The organism is Pannonibacter phragmitetus (genome assembly GCF_050510895.1).
Lineage (GTDB): Bacteria > Pseudomonadota > Alphaproteobacteria > Rhizobiales > Stappiaceae > Pannonibacter > Pannonibacter phragmitetus_B.
This window is the reverse complement of sequence record NZ_JBNINT010000001.1, coordinates 76,908-95,035: the sequence shown is the minus strand read 5'-3', so window position 1 is coordinate 95,035 and position 18,128 is coordinate 76,908. Positions and strand designations below refer to the sequence as shown.

Here is an 18,128-nt window from a genome sequence, read left to right as displayed (position 1 = left end):
CACAAGTGGAGACACGCGGGCGCGGTCCGGTCAAGACCGTCAAAGGGTGAGGCTTGCTTCAAGCTCGGCGAACACACGCCGCATAACAGCCGCGCCCCGGATAGTGCAGATGGATGTACTCAACTTCAGGCACATCGAAGATGCTGCCTATCGTGTCCGCAAGCTTCTCTCCCGCGACAAGCCGCCCATCAATAATTCTGTGCCGTGCGTCGAAGGCCCGCACAGAGAGCATGGGAACCTGAAGAGAGTTTGGCACTTCCCCAACCTTCGGCCACACACTCTCCGCCCCTTGCACGATGTAGATTGCGTGAGAAGCACGGTAGGGCGTGTCATGGGGAACATGCTCATAGTTCACCAGCAACAGCCTTTCGCCCGCCTTGGCAAAACGCAGCCCCAGCCTGCAAGGATACCCGGCGTCCGCATCTGCGACATGAACTTCAATGTTCCGGGCAGCCAGTTCTTCATCATCTAAGGAAAAGAGCGGCAGGAACCGCTCTGCCGAAAGCGGCTCAATCTGAAAGGTCATCAAGAATTCTCCTGCTTCAGTGCTATGCACCAGCAGAAGAATGTTCAGACCACCCCGGCAGAGCGACCCGATAAGCGAGCCATCACGCCATTTCCTGTTCGCGCACGGCCATTTCGATCTCGTCTACCAGCGCCGGATCGAGGTTCAACCGGGCGGCCAGCATCTGGAGATAGGCCTTTTCCGCCGCATGATCGGGGTCGATGGCAAGCCGCGACGCGGCGTAGATTTCGGCGGCAGTTTCCGGCGAGGTGGCGCTCCTGACGATCTTGTCGAGGTCGAGCGGAGCCCGCAACTCGTCCATCAGGAAGGCCTTGGATTCGGAATCAAGCCCCGCCTCATCCATCTTGCTGAAGATGCGGCGCTGCTCTTCGGCGTCAATGTGCCCGTCCGCCTTGGCGGCGGCAATCATGGCGCTGAGCAGTGTCCGCGCCACGATCTGGCTGCCGCCGGGCGCGCGCTCAGGATCAAAGGCCGTACCGTGCGGGGCTTCCAGTTCCAGCGGAGCACGCTGCTGCGGGCTTGGTGGCTGACCGCCGTTCTGCTGGCCGGTCTGGTAGTCGCGGTAGGCTTTGTAGGCGAGACCGGCAACCAGCGCGAGGCCGCCATAGGTCACCGCCTTGCCGCCGATCTTGCGGGCAGACTTGCTGCCAAGCAGAAGCCCGGCAAGACCGCCAGCGGCAAGACCGCCCGCGTTCGACGTCAGGAAATCCTTGCCACGGGACATCAGGTCACCGGAGCCGCCCGTCTTGCCACCTTGTGCAAGACCGGAGCGGGAGGCCGCCCCCATCACCTGATCGAGAAGGGATTTCGCATCGAACATGTCTGGAGGCTCCTTGGTAAACCTTGCGTCAGCCTCAGATGGTGGCTCCCCGGCGTGGCTGCAAGTCACTTGACGGCAGGAGCATTCTCAAGCGGCAGAAGGTTGTCATCCTTCAGGGTTTCCATGGCGATGGAAGAGCGCACATTCTGCACCGCCTCATGCGGCAGCAGGTCGTCATTGATCACCCGGCTCAGCGCCTTCAGGTCCGGCACCACGATCTTCAGCATGTAGTCCACATCACCCGTCAGTGTGTGGGCCTCCTGCACCTCGGGCATGGCCTGCACCATGGCACGGAAACGGCGGGCATTCTCCCGGCTGTGCGCGCCAAGGGTGACCCCCACAAAAGCCGTCACCGAAAAGCCCAGGCGCTCTGTCGCCAGATCTGCCCGGTAGCGGCGGATGATGCCCTCTGCTTCCAGCGCCTGACGGCGGCGGGAGATCTGGCTGGCGGACAGACCGATCCGCTCGCCCAGCTGCTGGTTGGTGAGGGCGGCATTTTCCTGAAGCGCGGACAGAAGCCGCAGATCAAAGCTGTCAAGCTGCACGGAGATGCACCGATCATGAATTTCATGCACAAAACTTGCGTCATCTTACGGGATTTTACGTCCTTTGCACACACATTGCGCGCCTCCAGGTGCAAGCTTTTCTCACCATCAAGAGGAGGACAGCATGGGACCTTTCCCGCACGACGCACCGCCCGCCACCATTACGGCAGAAAACCCGGCAGGCACCGACGGCTTCGAGTTCGTGGAATTTGCCCATCCGGAGCCTGAAAAACTGGACGCCCTGTTCCGCCGCATGGGCTACAGCCCCGTGGCAAAGCACAAGACGAAGAACATTACCGTCTACCGTCAGGGCGACGTGAACTACATCCTCAACGCCGAGCCCGGCTCCTACGGCATGCGCTTTGTCGAGGCCCACGGCCCCTGCGCCCCGGCCATGGCCTGGCGCGTGGTGGATGCACAAAAGGCGTTTGACCATGCGGTGAAGATGGGCGCAACGCCCTATGAAGGGGACGGCAAGACGCTGGATGTGCCGGCCATCATCGGCATTGGTGGCTCGCTGCTCTATTTCATCGACCAGTACGGGGCAAAGGGCTCAGCCTATTCGGCGGAGTTCGAATGGCTCGGCCCTGTCGATCCGAAGCCGGAAGGCGTCGGCTTCTATTACCTCGACCACCTGACGCACAACGTCTACCGGGGCAACATGGACAAGTGGTGGGACTTCTACCGCAACCTCTTCGGCTTCCGGCAGATCCACTATTTCGACATTGACGGCCGCATCACCGGCCTTGTCAGCCGCGCCATCACCTCGCCCTGCGGCAAGATCCGCATTCCGCTGAACGAGTCCAAGGACGACACCAGCCAGATCGAGGAATATCTGCGCAAGTACAAGGGCGAAGGCATCCAGCACATCGCCGTGGGCACGGATGACATCTACAGCGCCACCGACCGTCTGGCGGACAACGGCCTGAAATTCATGCCCGGCCCGCCGGAGACCTATTACGAGATGTCCCATGCGCGCGTAAACGGCCACGACGAGCCGCTGGAGCGCATGAAGAAGCACGGCATCCTCATCGACGGCGAAGGCGTGGTGAACGGCGGCATGACCAAGATCCTCTTGCAGATCTTCTCCAAGACCGTCATCGGGCCGATTTTCTTCGAATTCATCCAGCGCAAGGGCGATGAAGGCTTCGGTGAGGGCAACTTCCGCGCCCTGTTCGAATCCATCGAGGAAGACCAGATCCGCCGGGGTGTCATCAAGGTGGACGCCGCCGAATAAGCGGCACAAAGAGGACTGGCCCTGCGGCAGAACTGCCGCGGGGCTGTTTCGTCAGGCGGCCTTACTGGTCTCCTGACGTGCCGCCTCAAGATCGGCAACGAAAGAGGAGGACCAGCTGTGCGCATCCTCCCGGCAGAGCCTGTCAAACATGGCCTGCCAGCGGTCGCGCCGCTCTTCAAGCGGCATGGTGAGAGCGCGCTGCAAGCCACGGGCAACTTCCTCATCCGAATGCGGATTGACGATAACCGCCTCTGGCATTCCCTCCGCAGCTCCAGCAAAGCGCGAGAGCACCAGAACCCCTGGATCTTCCGCCCTCTGCGCGGCGATATACTCCTTGGCGACAAGGTTCATGCCGTCGCGCAGCGGCGTAACGAGGCAGGCGCGGCTGGACCGGTAGATGCCAGCCAGAACCTTGCGCGGGAACGCCTTGGCGATGAAGCTGATCGGCGTCCAGTCGAGCTCCGAAAAGCGGCTGTTCACATGGCCGGTCAGCCCCTCCAGCTCGCGCCGGATGTCGATATAGGCATCAAGCTCCGCCCGGGAGGGCGGGGCGATCTGCATCAGCGACACTTGCCCCCGGTTCTCCGGATAGTCCTCCAGCAGCCGGGCAAAGGCCCGGAAGCGTTCCGGCAGACCCTTGGTGTAGTCGATCCGGTCCACCCCAACGACCTGCTGGCGCCCGGCGAGCCGCTTGCCGATGCGCGCCGAATTGCGCACCGCTTCCGGCGACATCGGGAACTTCGAGAAAGCTTCTGCGTCAATGCCGATGGGATAGGCACGGGCCAGAACCTGCCGCCCCTGAAGGCGCACCAGGCCGCCTTCCCCTCCGAGCCGCCCAGTTCATCCACCACAAAACGGCGGAAGTTCGCCGCATCGCGCGAAGTCTGGAAGCCGATTACGTCATAGGCCAGCATGGACCGGACCAAAGCTCCGGCATTGGGCAGAGCCGCCAGAATTTCGGGAGCCGGAAAGGGGATGTGGAGGAAGAAGCCGATGGGCGCCGTAACGCCCATTTCGCGCAGCGTCGCGGCCAGCGGCATAAAATGATAGTCATGCACCCAGATGAGATCATCGGACTGCAGCAAGGGCTGCAACCGGGTCGCAAAGCGCTCGTTCACATGACGGTAGCCGCTTTCGAATTGCCGGTCGAAGACTGCAAGATCAAGCCGGTAGTGCAGGATTGGCCAGAGCGTCCTGTTGGCATAGCCGGCATAGAAACTATCGTGATCAGCCTGGTTCATGTCGATCTGCACAAGCTGGACCGACTTTGTTTTCTGCTGCTGAAAAGGGCCGAATGTGCCCTCTTCGGAGACCTTGCCGCTCCAGCCGAACCAAAGTCCGCCGGAGCTTGTCAGCGCATCGACCAGAGCCACAGCGAGCCCCCGGCCTTGCCTGTGTCCTTCATCGGGCCTACCCGATTTGATACCACAACAAGCCGTCCCATGGCCTTCGTCTCCTTTTCTGATTGATGCGCCGGACACCTGACAACCGTCAGGCAGGCAGCAAATGAAATGCCCTCTCAAGACACAATGAAACCAAGGCGCCGGGATGCTGGCGCACCACGCCTTGAAATTGCTCATGCAGCGCCAAGCGCCATTGACTGAACAGTCAGGGCGGCAAAGAGTTCCCGCGATGGGTGTTCGAGGCTTCCCTGAAGCCCCGAATGCCGGATTTATGCGGCCAGATGGCGCGCCTGCTGCGCCAGCCAGTCCGTAACGGCGGCAACATCCGGCAGGCGTGCGGATGCGCAGCTTGGACCCTCGCCCACCTTCAGCGCGCTGCCGCCAAGGGCGAGCGCGGCGGCCATGGCATCTTCATCCGTCACATCATCGCCTGCAAAAACCGGAACCCGCCCGCGGAAGGGCGGCATATCCATGAACTGGCGCAATGCCAGTCCCTTGTCATGGGTCGCCGGTTTCACTTCCATCACCATCTTGCCGCGCAGGACATGCAGGTCCGGCAATCCAGCCAGAATACGCGCAAGATGGGCATCCAGCGCCTCCTCAAGATGAGGAGCCGACCTGTAGTGCAGTGCAATGGCCGCGCCCTTGTCTTCCAGCAGGACGCCTTCGGCCAGCAGTCCGCTGGCTTCAACCGATTGCCGCAGATAGTGCAAGTCCGGCGAGGCTTCGGCACGGACAGAGGCGCAAGCTGCGGTCTTGCGCCACTCAAGGCCATGCAGGCCTGCGGCGGGCAGAGTGAGGGGTGAAGAAAGCCGTCGATTTCGGAGATGGGTCTGCCGGTAATGATGGCAACAGCACCATCCAGACAATCATTAATCCGGCTCAGCAAGCTGATCACTTGGCTATCAACGTCTACAAGCTCCGGACGCGGCGCAAGAGCAGCCAGCGTGCCATCGAAATCGAGAAAGAGAGCACTATCGGATTGCAGACGGACAGAATTTCGCATGTGCACAATTTAAGGCACAAGACGGAAAAGTCCACCCCTGCCCCGGATTTTCTCCAGAGCAGGGATGGATGCTTGCAAGACGTCACACGAAGAGGTTGACGAGACTTTCCAGATATTCCTGACGGCCGGACTTCGGCTGGGGCTCGAGATCCGTGGCGTAAACGCGGTCAGCCAGAGCCTCGAGCGACACTTCACCCTTGAGGATTGCCGCGTTTTCCGGCTTGGACCAGCCCGCGTAACGGTCTTCGACAAAGCCACCGAGACGGCCATCCTCGATCATCGCGGCAGCTGCCAGCAGGCCACGGGCGATGGCATCCGCCGAACCGATGTGGCCCTGGATCAGATCCACGGCGTCGATCGACTGACGGCGGATCTTGCTGTCGAAGTTGGTGCCGCCGGTGGTGAACCCGCCGCCTTTCAGGATCTCGTAATAGGCCAGCGCCAGTTCCGGAACGTTCATGGCGAACTGGTCCGTATCCCAGCCCGACTGGTAGTCGTTGCGGTTCATGTCCACCGAGCCGAAGATGCCCAGCGCATTGGCGAGCGCCAGCTCATGCTCAAAGGAATGACCGGCAAGGATCGCGTGGCCCTGTTCGATGTTCACCTTCACTTCGTTCTCCAGGCCATAGGCCTTGAGGAAGCCGAACACGGTGGCAACATCATAGTCATACTGGTGCTTGGTCGGCTCCTGCGGCTTCGGCTCGATCAGGATCGTGCCCTTGAAACCGGTCTTGTGCTTGTACTCGACCACCATGGACAGGAAGCGGCCAAGCTGGTCCAGCTCGCGCTTCAGGTCGGTGTTGAGCAGGGTTTCATAGCCCTCGCGGCCGCCCCACAGCACATAGTTCGCACCGCCCAGACGCTTGGTCACATCCATGGCGTTCTTCACCTGGGCTGCCGAATAGGCGAAGATTTCCGGGTCCGGATTGGTGGCAGCACCGCTCATGAAGCGGCGGTTGGAGAACAGGTTCGCCGTGCCCCACAGCAGCTTCACGCCCGTCTCGGCCATCTTCTTTTCAAAGATGTCGGCAATGGCGTTCACATTGGCGTTGCTCTCGGCCAGCGTCGCCCCTTCCGGTGCGATGTCACGGTCGTGGAAGGTGAAGAACGGCATGTCCAGCAGCTGGAACATCTCGAAGGCAACGTCAGCCTTCAGGCGGGCCTGCTCCATCGGATCGCCTGCGGCCATCCACTTGCGCTGGAAGGTGTCGCCGCCGAACGGATCACCACCCGGCCAGCAGAATGAATGCCAGTAGCAGATGGCAAGACGCAGATGGTCTTCCATGCGCTTGCCGAGAACCACCCGGTCCTTGTCATAGAAGCGGTAGCCGTAAGGGTCCTTGGCATCAGGACCAACAAAACGGACCTGCTCCAGCCCGTCAAAAAACCAGTAGCCACGTCAGATCTCCTTCACTGCGGGATAGAGTTTGCGCCAGCGGGCATAGGCCTCGCCATAGGCGGAACGAAGAGCGGGGTTGGGGTCGATGGCAGCAGCCATCGGCGGGGCGCTGAAGAGCGCATCGGAATAGCCATCCGCCGCCGCCTGACCAAGGCGGGCAGCGCCCAGCGCGGCGCCGAAGTCGCCATCCTGCGGCAGATCGACGGTGACGCCCAGAACGGTGGCGATGATCTCCAGCCAGGCACGCGAGCGCGAGCCGCCGCCCACGGCGGTGACACGCTCCACCTTCGTTCCGGCAGAGGTCAGCGCTGCAAGGCAATCCATCAGGGCAAAGGCAACGCCATCCAGCACCGCATGGGTCAGCTCCGCCTCATCCGTGTCATGCGAGATGCCAAAGAAACCGCCCCGGATCGCCACATCATTATGCGGCGTGCGCTCTCCGCCCAGATAGGGCATGAACATCACATCCGAAGGACGCTTCAGATCCGTGACGAGCCCCGTCAGCTCCTGCGCCGGGCGGCGCAGCACCTTCGACAGCCAATTGAGACTGTCGGTGGCAGACAGGATCACACCCATCTGGTGCCATGTGTCCGGCACCGCATGGCAGAAGGCATGCACGGCGCTGCCCACATTGGGCGAGAACCGGTCATTGGTGACAAAGAGAACGCCGGAGGTGCCGAGCGAAACGAAGGCCGAGCCCGGCTTCACCGCACCCGTACCACAGGCCGAAGCCGCATTGTCGCCACCGCCACCAGCCACCACCGGGGCTGAGGCCATGCCCCAGCGCTGGGCCAGTTCCGGCCGCAGGCGGCCGCCGGCATCCGAGCCTTCGACAAGGCGGGGCATATGGCTGCGGTTGAGGCCGGTCGCCTCCAGCAGGGCATCGGACCAGTCGCGAGCGGCCACATCCATCCACAGCGTGCCGGCACCGTCGGACATATCGCCCACATGCTCGCCGGTCAGGCGCAAGCGGACGTAATCCTTCGGCAACAGTACCTTGGCCGTGCGGGCAAAGATCTCCGGCTCGTTCTCACGCACCCATTGCAGCTTTGGCGCGGTGAAGCCGGGCATCACCCGATTGCCGCCAAGGCTGAGGAACCGGGGCTCGCGCGCTTCCAGATCCGCGCATTGTGCAGCGGAGCGGCCATCATTCCACAGGATGCAGGGGCGCAGCGGCTTGTCTGCCGCATCCAGCAAAGTGGCCCCGTGCATGTGGCCGGACAGGCCAATGCCGCGCACAGCAGCCATCTCCTTGGGATGGGAGGCGGCAAGCTGGTCCATCGCCTGTTCCAGCGCCGTCCACCAGCTGTCCGGGTCCTGCTCCGACCAGCCGGGGTGCGGGCGCTCGACCGTGAGATGGGCACTGGCCGAGGCAAGCACCGCCTGGCTGTCGTCCATCAGGATCGCCTTCACCGAACTGGTGCCGATATCAAGACCGATATGCATGAGGTACGCCCCTCAAAATTGATCCGAAAGAACCCCGGAGCAGGCTGCGCTTATGTGCGCGCCCGTCCGGGGACTGCTTCTTCTAGCCGATGACGGCGGTTTCTGCCAGAGCTAGCAATGCCGCAGGCTCCCGCTTGGACAGGCTATCAGGCCGCTGCTGCATCATTCAACGCGCCCGGCCCCGGCGTTGCGCCCGGAGGGCACTTGCCGAGGATGATCATGCCCAGCACGTCATCATCGGTCACATCCGTGGTCTTTGCCGTGCCGACCAGCTGGCCGTTCTTCATCACGGCAATACGGTCACACAGCTTGAACACGTCGTGGATGTCGTGGCTGATGAGGAAGATGCCGAGGCCCTGACGCTTCAGCTCCTCGATCAGCTCCGCCACCATTTGCGTCTCGTGTACGCCAAGGGCAGCCGTCGGCTCATCCATGATCAGGATGCGGGCGTTGAAATAGACCGCACGCGCAATGGCGACGGACTGGCGCTGGCCACCCGAGAGGGCCTTCACCGGCGCCTTGAACTTTTTGAAGTTCGGGTTGAGCCGCGCCATGATCTTGCGCGTTTCCGCTTCCATCCGGTCATCATCGACAAAGCCCAGCGGCGTCACCAGCTCGCGGCCCAGGAACAGGTTGGAGGCGGCATCGAGGTTATCGGCCAGCGCCAGCGTCTGGTAGATCGTCTCGATGTTGTACTTGCGCGCATCACGCGGGCTGTTGATCGTGGCAGGCTTGCCGTCGATCAGGATCTCGCCGCTATCCTGACGGTAAGCGCCGGACAGGATCTTGATCAGCGTCGATTTGCCCGCACCATTGTGACCCAGCAGACCCACGACCTCGCCGGGGTTCAGATCGATGGACACGTGATCCACCGCATGCACCCCGCCAAAGGAGATGCAGATGTCTTTCATTTCAACCAGAGGCGCCATGGATCAATCCCCCGTGCGCTTGCGGTAGATGATGTCGACGTAGACTGCAAAGACCAGCACGATGCCGACGACGATGTTCTGGAGCGGCGCATCCACGCCCACCATGGCCATGCCGGACTGCAGCGACTGCATGATCAGCGCGCCCAGAATGGCGCCATAGATGGTGCCAACGCCGCCAGACAGAGCCGTGCCGCCGATGACGGCTGCGGCGATGACGCGCAGTTCGTCCAGCGTGCCGATGTCATTGGTGGAGAAGCCGAGACGGGCTGCGGCCACGGCGCCGGAGATGGCGCAAAGGCCTCCCATCAGTGCGAAGATCTTCACCGTCAGCAGGCGGGTGTTGATGCCCGACAGCTCGGCTGCGTCCGGATTGCCGCCGGTTGCAAAGATGTAGCGGCCAAGGCGGGTGCGGCGGGCAAGGATGGTCATGGCGACAGCCACGACGATCAGCACCAGCACCGAGATCGGGATGCCGTAGCCCATGCGGAAGCCTTCGGGCATGGTTTCACCACGGTCGGCAAAGATGCGCTGAACGCGCTGCACCGGCATGTCATAGGCATTGAGAACGGCCACGAAGCCAAGAATGGAAGCGCAAATCACCGCCGCGATTACGGCCTCTGCCCAGGCAGGCTTGACCGAAAAGCCATGCGAGGCCCGGCGTTTACGCGCCGAGAACAGCAGCGCCATGGACACAGCAACGCAGACGATGCCGAAGACCCAGGACCAGGTTTCGCCAAGCGAACCGCCCGTGCCTCCGAGCAGCAGGAAGGTCTCATCCAGCGGGCCAATCGTCTTGCCGTCGGTGATGAACCACGCAACGTTGCGCCAGACCAGCAATCCGCCGAGCGTGACGATGAAGGCCGGAATGCCCAGATAGCCGACCAGCCAGCCCTGCGCCGCACCAATGGCGACACCGGCCACGAGGCCAGCCACGATGGCAATGATCCAGATTGCGGGGTGGCCGAGGCCGAGCGACCCGGGCAGGATCTGCGTTTGCACGACCGCCATAACTGCTGCGACCGTCGCCAGGAGCGAGCCGACGGACAGGTCGATGTGGCGGGTGACAATGACGAACACCATGCCCGTTGCCATGATGGCGACGGAGACGGTCTGGATCGTCAGGTTGAAGATGTTACGCGGTGTCAGGAAACGCCCGTCCGTGACCACGTTGAACACGAGGCAGAGGACGATGAACGCCCCGATCATGCCCAGCAGGCGCGTGTCCAGCTGAAGCGCGGATACAAACGAGCGGGCCGCCGGGGTCTTTGTCCCGGACAGGTCTGCATTCGACATCGAAGTGCTCCTGGTTGAAAAGCCGGTCCTGATGTGCCGATAGGAGCGCGTGGCCAAAGGTCAGTCAAGCAGGCGCTGCGGCATTACATCGGAAACACTGCCCCGAAATCATCCGGGGCAGTGCAAGGTCTTGACCGGTCAGGCCTTAGTTGCAGGGAGCCGGGCCGCCGGAAACGCCCTGGCAGAGTGCGTCCTTGGTGATCCAGCCCGCGTCCACGACAACGTTGAGGTTGTCCTTGGTGATGGCGATCGGGGTCAGGAAGCGCGCGGTCATTTCAGCGCCGCCCGGCGAGGTCCACTTGCCAGCGCCTTCGACGCCGTCGAGCGTGCCACCCTTGGCAAGGGCCACGGCGATTTCAGCAGCGGTCTTGCCGAGTTCGCGGGAGTCCTTCCACACAGACACAGTCTGGGTGCCCTTGGCGATGCGGTTCAGAGCGGCATGGTCGCCGTCCTGGCCGGAAACCGGAATGCCTTCCATGCCCTGGGCTGCCAGAGCTGCAACGGCGCCGCCGGCGGTGCCATCGTTGGAGGCGACAACGGCATTCACCTTGTTGTCGTTTGCGGTCAGGATCTGTTCCATGTTCCGCTGGGCGTTGGCCGGAAGCCAGCCATCAGTGTAGGCCTCGCCCACGATCTTGATCTTGCCGGAATCAATCGCCGGCTGCAGCACTTCCTGCTGGCCGCCGCGCAGGAAATCGGCGTTCGGGTCCGTGGAGGAGCCCTTGATCATGACGTAGTTGCCTTCCGGCGCAGCCTTCAGCACTTCGCGGGCCTGCATGCGGCCCACTTCCACGTTGTCGAAGGTCAGGTAGAAGGCACGCGGATCTTCGATCAGGCGGTCATAGGCGACAACCGGAATGCCTTCGTCAGCGGCAGCCTGCACGGCCGGGCCGATGGCCTGGGCGTCCTGCGCAAGGATCACGAGGGCGGTAGCGCCCTGTGCAATGAGAGCTTCGATGTCGGACAGCTGCTTGGCAGAGGAGCTCTGGGCGTCAGCGGAAATGTACTTGGCACCGGCAGCTTCCAGAGCGGCCTTGATCGCGCCTTCATCGGTCTTCCAGCGCTCTTCCTGGAAGTTGGACCAGCTGACGCCGACGACGACTTCCTGCGCCTGTGCGGCAGCAGTGAGCGCGGTCGCAGACATGAGTGCGCCCGCAAAAATCATGGCAATCTTGCGCATTGCGTTGTTTCCTCCTGAAAGGCGTCACCCTTCTCCCGGCGCCGCCTCCTAAACCCCGGGAGCGTCAAACTCCCGTCTCCGCGGGCGGACCTTTATTTTTTGGCGCCCGAAAAAAGTTGCTCCAAAGCTCGCCGCCTGTCAACATGCTTTTGGAGACCGGAAACGGTTTCATCTCGCTGAAGGCCATGCTGGCGGCATAAAGACTGGCAGGCCAGGGACGGAAACATCACGGGAACTACGTCAGGACATGACGCAGACAGCGAACAGGGACCAGATCCGCAGGCGGAACCGCAGCCTCATCCTGCAGACGCTGCGGCGTGAAGGACAGATGGCGCGCATTGATCTGGGCCGCGCCACGCGCCTCAGCCCGGCGACGATCACTGCCATCACCTCGGACATGCTGGACGAAGGCCTCATTGCCGGGATCGAGACAGAAGAACCGCGCGCGGCCCAGTCACGCGGCCGTCCGCGCAGCATGCTGGCCCTCAACGGCGCGGCAGCCAGCGTCATCAGCTTGCGCATTTCGGTCAACTGGATTGATCTGGCGCTGGCCGATTTCACCGGCAAGATCATCTTCAGCCGGAAGTATCCGTTCGACACCACGCGGGCCGATGCAGAGAGCTTCCCCGACCTTCTGTGCAGCACCATCACCAGCTTCGTCGAGGAGTCAGGTGCCAATCCGGCCACCGTGCAGGAAATCGGCGTCGCCTCGCAGGGGATCGTGGACCGGGTGCGCGGCGAAATCGTCTGGAGCCCTGCCTTCAACGGCCGTGACATCCCCGTGGTCGCGCCCATCCGCACCCGGCTGGGCGCACGCTGCTTCCTGACCAACGACACCAACATGATCACCGAGGCGCTGCACTGGTCGGAGCCAGAGCGCTACAGCGGCACCTTTGCCGTGGTGATGGTGGACTACGGCGTCGGCATGGGGCTGTTTCTCGATGGGCATCTCTTCGTCGGCGCGACAGGCGCAGCGGCGGAAATCGGCCATGCGAACCACATTCCCGGCGGCGCCCTGTGCCGTTGCGGCAAGCACGGTTGCCTTGAGGCCTATCTTGCCGACTACGCACTGCTACGGCAGGTGCTGGAGCTGCCCGAAGACACGGACCCGCGCTCCCTGCCGGTCAACAGCCAGACTTTTGACGACCTTTATGCAAAGGCAAAGGCCGGGGACGCCCATGTGCGTGCCGTCTTCGATGGCGCAGGCAGGGCGCTTGGCATTGGCCTTGCCCGGCTGCTGGCCATCATCGAGCCGGCGCGCGTCGTGCTGACCGGTGCAGGCATAGAAGCCTTCGAGTTCATGGAAGCAGGAATGCATCAGGCGCTTGAGGAGGCACTGGTGGAGGACCTGCGGCGGCATCTGGTGATCGACGTGGTGGAATGGAACGAGGATTTCATTCGCCGCGGCCTTGTCGCGCAGGCCATGCGCCGGCTGGACGAGAACCTGACAGGCGCACCGGAAGGCAACCGCCTGAAGGCGGGCGCGGCCCGGCAGGAGATACGCGAAGGGATCTGATCGCTGCGGTACATGCGAACCGCAGCCGGGGGAGTGACGGCATGAGGGGGAGAAACAGGCAGGAACGGGGCGCCATCCGGCAGCCTTTTGCAGCCATGTTTGCAACAGCAGGCGCGCTCTGGCTGGGCCTTGCTGCATCCGCTGGCGCGCAAAGCTGGAGCGAACGGAACGTTGATAACACGCCGCCGCTGGAGGATATCCGCGCCTCTCTGGACGAAGCCCGCAAAACCGGCAGCCCCGCTGCGCTGGAAGCCCTTGCCGAAGAAGGGCGGCGACTGTTCGAGGCACGTTTCATCCGCGAGGAAGGCGCCGGACGGCCCATGGCAACGCAGGCCATCGTCCCGACGAAGCGCAAGCGCGCCGTCGAAAACAGCTTCAACCGCATGCCCGGCCCGGATGCCGCTGCCTGCTCCGGCTGCCATCACCAGCCGGTCATCGGCGGCGCCGGGGATTTCACCGCTAATGTCTTCGTCTCCGAAGGCTTCGAGAGCGCGGATTTTGACACCTCCGACCCGCAGTTTTCCAATGAGCGCGGCACCAATATCCTGCAAGGCTCGGGCCTGATCGAACTGCTGGCGCGGGAGATGACCGCTGAGCTGAAAGCCCAGCGCGCCGCAGCCGTTCACAAGGCACGGGCGGACAAGATGCCGGTGACGGCGGCGCTGGAGACAAAGGGCGTCAGCTTTGGCAAGGTGACCGCCCATCCTGATGGCACGATTGACGTCTCCGCCATCGACGGCATCGACCCGGATCTGGTGCTGCGGCCCTTCAGCCAGAAGGGCGTGTTCGCTTCCCTGCGCCAGTTCACGGTCAACGCGCTCAACGCCCATCATGGCATGCAGGCGCAGGAGCGCTTCGGTTCCATGTGGACCGGCACGGCGGATTTCGACATGGATGGCGTTGCCGATGAAATCCGCCCCGAGCACGTCTCCGCCCTTGTCGCTTTTCAGGCAACCCTGCCCGCGCCGGGCCGCAAGCAAGATCTTCCCGATGACTGGAAGGCTGCCGCGGCAAGGGGCGAAGACCTCTTTGCGGCGACCGGCTGCACCGCCTGCCACCGCCCGTCCCTGCCGCTGGAAAGCCTCGCCTTCGAGGACCCGGGCCCGGTGGAGGGAGCAGGCACTTTGCGGCGGCAGGATGTGGAGACGCCGCTGGTGCTGGATCTTTCCACGCTTGCCTGGGTGAAGGCCCTGCCGCGCGACGGCAAGGGCCGCGTGCTGGTGCCGCTCTATGGCGACCTCAAGCGCCACCAGATTTCCGGCCAGCGCAACAACCGGCTGGGCAACGAGCTGCTAGGCCAGCGCTTCGTCGAGCGGGACGTGTTCATCACCGCCGAACTCTGGGGCGTGGGCAATACGGCGCCCTATGGCCACCGCAACGACATCACCACACTGAATGAGGTGGTCATGGCCCATGGCGGCGCGGCGGAGGACACGCAAAAGGCCTATGCCGCCCTTTCCGAAGAAGACCGGCAGGCGGTGATTGCCTTCCTGCGCAGCCTGGAGGTTGGCCAATGATCACGACCCGCCATGTCTCCATCTCCATCTCCATCTCTCTCCTCGTCCTGCCGCCGCTTGCCGCCACCGCTGCGCTGGCACAGGAGCGCAAGGCCTCACTCGCGCCCGTGCCGCATTTTGTGGAGGAAGCGGAAGCTGCGGGCATCCGCCAGAGCTACGAAGGCCCCTGGGAATATTTCGTCGGCGGCGGCGTTGCCATTCTCGACTGCAACGGCGATCGCAGGCCGGACCTGTTCATTGCAGGCGGCAAGAACCCCGCCGGGCTCTTCATCAACGAAAGCAGCACCGGCGGGCCGCTGAAATTCGCCAGCAGCAACAGCGGTGTTGACGAGCGCAGTCTGACCAAGGTTCTGGGCGCCTATCCGCTCGATTTCGACAATGACGGCGAACCGGACCTTGCCGTGCTGCGCGAGGGGAAAACCTGCTGCTGCGCGGCAAGGAAGCTGCCAGTTCGAGGTGGCCAACCGCTCCCTCGGCTTCAAGGGCGGCAACGAATGGACAACCGCCTTCTCCGCCGTGTGGGAAGCTGGCAATGCCTATCCAACGCTCGCCTTCGGCAATTATGTGGACCGCTCGCTCCCCGGTGCCCCCTGGGGGACCTGCCACGACAATTTCCTCTTCCGCCCGCAATCGCAGGACCGGCCGGACTATTCGCAGGCCGAGCGGCTGACGCCCGGTTTCTGTGCCCTGTCGATGATGTTCACCGACTGGAACCGTTCCGGCGAAGCTTCACTGCGCATCTCCAACGACCGGCATTACTACCGGGGCGGTGAGGAACAGCTCTGGGCCGTGCCGCCGGGCCGCCCTGCCCGGCTTTACCGCCGGGCCGACGGCTGGCGCAGCCTCACCATCTGGGGCATGGGCATTGCCAGCATCGATCTGGATGTGGACGGCCAGCCCGAATATGCGCTGACCAGCATGGGCGACACCAAGCTGCAGACGCTGGAAAAGGAAGGCGATGAGGTGGTTCCGGTCTATGCGGACATTGCCTTTGACAAGGGCGTCACCGCGCACCGGCCCTATACGGGCGGAGACCTGCGCCCCTCCACCGGCTGGCATTCGGAATTTCAAGACATCAACAACGACACCCTTTGGGACCTCTACATCGCCAAGGGCAATGTCGAAGCCATGCCGGACTTTGCCGCCTTTGACCCGGACAACCTGCTGCTGGGCCAATGGGATGGCAGCTTCACCGAAACCGGCGACCTTTCCGGCATTGCGCTGGAGCGGCGCGGACGCGGGGCGGGACTGGCCGATTTCAATCAGGACGGCCTGCTGGATCTGATAGTGGTCAACCGCAGCGCGCCCGTCAGCCTGTTCCGCAACACGGGCGCTGGCACAGCCGAAGCGCCGCGCCCGCTCGGCAACTGGATCGCCGTGGAGCTGAAACAGCCGGGCAAGCCCAACCGCAACGCCATCGGCGCAAAGATCAGCGTGCGGGCAGGCACCAAATCCATCGAGCGTGACCTGCAAATCGGCGGCGGCCACGCCTCCGGCCAGCTCGGCTTTGCCCACTTCGGCCTCGGCGTCTCCGAACGCGCCCAGATCCGCGTGCGCTGGCCGGATGGGGAATGGAGCCACGCCTACCGCGTCTTCGCCAACACCCACGTGGTCATCGAGCGCGGCGCGGAAGAGGCGAAGCTCTGGCTGCCGGAGTAGATAGAATGCCGTCTCAGACACGTCCTCGTACCATGATAAGTGATGGCACGAGGACGTGAACGGCTGTCACGGGCGTTTTAAAGCCAGATAGGCGGTGATTCTGGCAACTTTCACCCCAAATCATTTCAATTAGTTAGCACCTGCAAAAACATGACTATCATGTTCATATAATTGATCTTTCGAAAAATATTTGACTGTTTGGACAAATTTTCCTTCAATGGGAGCGGATAAGCCTGTTCGCAAAAGAAACGGGCGCCGAACATAGATCGCCACCTTCCGGAGATCCTCCCATGACTGAGACCAGACCTGGTCCGGACATTGCGCCTGCGCGCCTTCCGGCTGACCAGTATGCACAGAACTTCTGTGACCTGCACCCGCGCCTCGATCCGCATGAGGCAAGGGTTGAGAGTGACCGCTGCTACTTCTGTTATGACGCGCCTTGCGTGAATGCCTGCCCGACCAGCATCGACATTCCGCTGTTCATCCGCCAGATCTCGACCGGCAACGACACCGGCGCGGCGCGCACGATCTTTGCGCAGAACATCCTTGGCGGCATGTGCGCCCGCGTCTGCCCGACGGAGACCCTGTGCGAGCAGGCCTGCGTGCGCAACGAGGCCGAAGCCAAGCCGGTAAAGATCGGCGAGCTGCAGCGCTTTGCCACCGACCATTACATGGAAACCCACAGCACCACGCCCTTCACACGCGCAGCCGAGACCGGCAAGCGTGTGGCCGTTGTGGGCGCGGGCCCGGCGGGCCTGTCCTGCGCCCACCGGCTCGCAGTGCATGGCCATGCGGTAACGCTCTATGATGCCCGGCCCAAGGCGGGCGGGCTCAACGAATATGGCATTGCGGCCTACAAGTCGGTTGATGACTTTGCCGCGCGCGAGGTGGATTTCATCCTCTCCATCGGCGGCATCACCGTGGAGCATGGCAAGGTGCTGGGGGAAGACCTCTCCCTGTCCGCGCTGACGAAGGATTTCGACGCGGTATTCCTCGGCATCGGCCTTGCCGGTGTCAATGGCCTGTCCGTTCCCGGCGAGGAGCTGGAGGGCGTGGTGGATGCGGTCGCCTATATCGCCGAACTTCGGCAGGCGAAGGATCTTTCCACCCTGCCCGTCGGCCGGCGCGTGGTGGTGATCGGCGGCGGCATGACGGCGGTGGACATTGCCGTGCAGAGCAAGCTGCTGGGCGCCGAAGAGGTGACCATCGCTTATCGGCGCGGCAAGGAGCACATGAACGCCAGCCCCTATGAGCAGGACCTCGCCAAGACCAATGGCGTGCGCATCCTGCACTGGGCTGCTCCCAAGGCGATGCATGGTGAAAACGGCAAGCTGACCCGCATCGAGCTGGAACGCACACGGCTCGACAACTCGGGCAAGCTGGTGATGACCGGCGAGACCTTCAGCCTTGAGGCCGACATGGTGTTCAAGGCCGTGGGCCAGAAGCTCAACCCGTCCGGGCTGAACGGTTCGGCGGCGGCGCTGACCCTCGACAAGGGGCGCATCGTCACGGACGCCACCCGCGCAACAACCATGGCCAGGGTCTGGGCCGGCGGCGACTGCATCGCCGGCGGGGAAGACCTGACCGTGGCCGCCGTCGAGGACGGCAAGGTTGCCGCCGAAGCCATCCATCAGGCGCTCAGCGCCTGAGCC

The 18,128-nt window shown here is 63.1% G+C and carries 16 protein-coding genes and 2 pseudogenes; 7 read left to right on the top strand and 11 right to left on the bottom strand.

Translation table 11 applies throughout. The annotated features are described in order from the left end of the window. Nucleotides 1-58: 58 nt before the first annotated feature. The 3 genes from ACQB61_RS00445 to ACQB61_RS00435 form a co-directional block, all read right to left on the bottom strand. Nucleotides 59-526 carry a DUF1203 domain-containing protein gene (locus tag ACQB61_RS00445; RefSeq protein ID WP_430511036.1) on the bottom strand — a complete coding sequence of 156 codons (468 nt, stop codon included), beginning with the start codon at nt 524-526 and terminating at the stop codon, nt 59-61. 82 nt (nt 527-608) lie between these two features. Continuing rightward, nucleotides 609-1,346, bottom strand: a complete 738-nt coding sequence (locus tag ACQB61_RS00440; protein WP_430511035.1) for a tellurite resistance TerB family protein — start codon at nt 1,344-1,346, stop codon at nt 609-611. 65 nt (nt 1,347-1,411) lie between these two features. Further along, nucleotides 1,412-1,891 carry an Lrp/AsnC family transcriptional regulator gene (locus ACQB61_RS00435; protein ID WP_430511034.1) on the bottom strand — a complete coding sequence of 160 codons (480 nt, stop codon included), beginning with the start codon at nt 1,889-1,891 and terminating at the stop codon, nt 1,412-1,414. A 124-nt stretch (nt 1,892-2,015) separates the two neighbouring features. Between ACQB61_RS00435 and hppD the strand changes: the two genes are divergently transcribed. Continuing rightward, entirely contained in the window at nt 2,016-3,128 is a 1,113-nt protein-coding gene (gene hppD / locus ACQB61_RS00430; protein WP_430511033.1) for a 4-hydroxyphenylpyruvate dioxygenase, read from the top strand. Between the two features lie 51 nt (nt 3,129-3,179). Here the strand turns inward: hppD and ACQB61_RS00425 are convergent, their stop codons facing one another. The 3 genes and pseudogenes from ACQB61_RS00425 to otsB all read right to left on the bottom strand — a co-directional run bounded on the left by ACQB61_RS00425 (nt 3,180) and on the right by otsB (nt 5,400). Next, nucleotides 3,180-3,938, bottom strand: coding sequence for an alpha,alpha-trehalose-phosphate synthase (UDP-forming) (locus ACQB61_RS00425; protein WP_430511032.1), 759 nt, complete (start codon nt 3,936-3,938; stop codon nt 3,180-3,182). Nucleotides 3,939-4,045: 107 nt separating this feature from the next. Beyond that, nucleotides 4,046-4,708, bottom strand: a pseudogene (locus tag ACQB61_RS00420) (trehalose-6-phosphate synthase); the annotation flags it as partial. 92 nt (nt 4,709-4,800) lie between these two features. Beyond that, a complete protein-coding gene (gene otsB / locus ACQB61_RS00415; protein WP_430511031.1) occupies nt 4,801-5,400 on the bottom strand; it encodes a trehalose-phosphatase in 600 nt (199 codons plus the stop codon). Between otsB and ACQB61_RS00410 the strand changes: the two genes are divergently transcribed. Beyond that, nucleotides 5,334-5,636, top strand: coding sequence for a hypothetical protein (locus ACQB61_RS00410; protein WP_430514446.1), 303 nt, complete (start codon nt 5,334-5,336; stop codon nt 5,634-5,636). The genes otsB and ACQB61_RS00410 overlap by 67 nt on opposite strands. Here the strand turns inward: ACQB61_RS00410 and xylA are convergent. From xylA to xylF, 5 genes are all read right to left on the bottom strand, one after another. Beyond that, nucleotides 5,620-6,912, bottom strand: coding sequence for a xylose isomerase (xylA, locus tag ACQB61_RS00405; protein ID WP_430514249.1), 1,293 nt, complete (start codon nt 6,910-6,912; stop codon nt 5,620-5,622). The two genes, ACQB61_RS00410 and xylA, sit on opposite strands and share 17 nt — an antisense overlap. Before the next feature lie 24 nt (nt 6,913-6,936). After that, a complete protein-coding gene (gene xylB / locus ACQB61_RS00400) occupies nt 6,937-8,382 on the bottom strand; it encodes a xylulokinase (protein WP_430511030.1) in 1,446 nt (481 codons plus the stop codon). A 146-nt stretch (nt 8,383-8,528) separates the two neighbouring features. Then, nucleotides 8,529-9,311 (bottom strand): ATP-binding cassette domain-containing protein, encoded by a 783-nt coding sequence (locus ACQB61_RS00395; RefSeq protein ID WP_334251781.1) that lies wholly within the window; start codon nt 9,309-9,311, stop codon nt 8,529-8,531. A gap of 3 nt (nt 9,312-9,314) precedes the next feature. Next, a complete protein-coding gene (locus ACQB61_RS00390) occupies nt 9,315-10,604 on the bottom strand; it encodes a sugar ABC transporter permease (RefSeq protein ID WP_430511029.1) in 1,290 nt (429 codons plus the stop codon). Nucleotides 10,605-10,749: 145 nt separating this feature from the next. Further along, nucleotides 10,750-11,784, bottom strand: coding sequence for a D-xylose ABC transporter substrate-binding protein (xylF, locus tag ACQB61_RS00385; RefSeq protein WP_430511028.1), 1,035 nt, complete (start codon nt 11,782-11,784; stop codon nt 10,750-10,752). Between the two features lie 247 nt (nt 11,785-12,031). Between xylF and ACQB61_RS00380 the strand changes: the two genes are divergently transcribed. The 5 genes and pseudogenes from ACQB61_RS00380 (at nt 12,032) to ACQB61_RS00360 (ending at nt 18,125) form a co-directional block, all read left to right on the top strand. Next, nucleotides 12,032-13,300: an ROK family protein gene (locus ACQB61_RS00380; protein WP_430511027.1), complete on the top strand. Its 1,269-nt coding sequence runs from the start codon at nt 12,032-12,034 to the stop codon at nt 13,298-13,300. Between the two features lie 95 nt (nt 13,301-13,395). Next, nucleotides 13,396-14,817, top strand: coding sequence for a di-heme oxidoredictase family protein (locus tag ACQB61_RS00375; protein ID WP_430511026.1), 1,422 nt, complete (start codon nt 13,396-13,398; stop codon nt 14,815-14,817). Next, nucleotides 14,814-15,161: pseudogene (locus ACQB61_RS00370) on the top strand (hypothetical protein); the annotation flags it as partial. The gene ACQB61_RS00375 and the pseudogene ACQB61_RS00370, both read left to right, overlap by 4 nt. A 112-nt stretch (nt 15,162-15,273) precedes the next feature. Further along, nucleotides 15,274-16,476: a CRTAC1 family protein gene (locus ACQB61_RS00365; RefSeq protein WP_430511025.1), complete on the top strand. Its 1,203-nt coding sequence runs from the start codon at nt 15,274-15,276 to the stop codon at nt 16,474-16,476. Between the two features lie 290 nt (nt 16,477-16,766). Further along, a complete protein-coding gene (locus ACQB61_RS00360) occupies nt 16,767-18,125 on the top strand; it encodes an NAD(P)-dependent oxidoreductase (RefSeq protein WP_430511024.1) in 1,359 nt (452 codons plus the stop codon). Nucleotides 18,126-18,128 lie beyond the last annotated feature (3 nt).

Bases quoted from the DNA above. Each gene is read 5' to 3' on its own strand.
- ACQB61_RS00445 (WP_430511036.1), bottom strand. From the start codon at position 526: ATGACCTTTCAGATTGAGCCGCTTTCGGCAGAGCGGTTCCTGCCGCTC.
- ACQB61_RS00440 (WP_430511035.1), bottom strand. From the start codon at position 1,346: ATGTTCGATGCGAAATCCCTTCTCGATCAGGTGATGGGGGCGGCCTCC.
- hppD (WP_430511033.1), top strand. From the start codon at position 2,016: ATGGGACCTTTCCCGCACGACGCACCGCCCGCCACCATTACGGCAGAA.
- xylB (WP_430511030.1), bottom strand. From the start codon at position 8,382: ATGCATATCGGTCTTGATATCGGCACCAGTTCGGTGAAGGCGATCCTG.
- ACQB61_RS00395 (WP_334251781.1), bottom strand. From the start codon at position 9,311: ATGGCGCCTCTGGTTGAAATGAAAGACATCTGCATCTCCTTTGGCGGG.
- ACQB61_RS00390 (WP_430511029.1), bottom strand. From the start codon at position 10,604: ATGTCGAATGCAGACCTGTCCGGGACAAAGACCCCGGCGGCCCGCTCG.
- xylF (WP_430511028.1), bottom strand. From the start codon at position 11,784: ATGCGCAAGATTGCCATGATTTTTGCGGGCGCACTCATGTCTGCGACC.
- ACQB61_RS00380 (WP_430511027.1), top strand. From the start codon at position 12,032: ATGACGCAGACAGCGAACAGGGACCAGATCCGCAGGCGGAACCGCAGC.
- ACQB61_RS00375 (WP_430511026.1), top strand. From the start codon at position 13,396: ATGTTTGCAACAGCAGGCGCGCTCTGGCTGGGCCTTGCTGCATCCGCT.
- ACQB61_RS00360 (WP_430511024.1), top strand. From the start codon at position 16,767: ATGACTGAGACCAGACCTGGTCCGGACATTGCGCCTGCGCGCCTTCCG.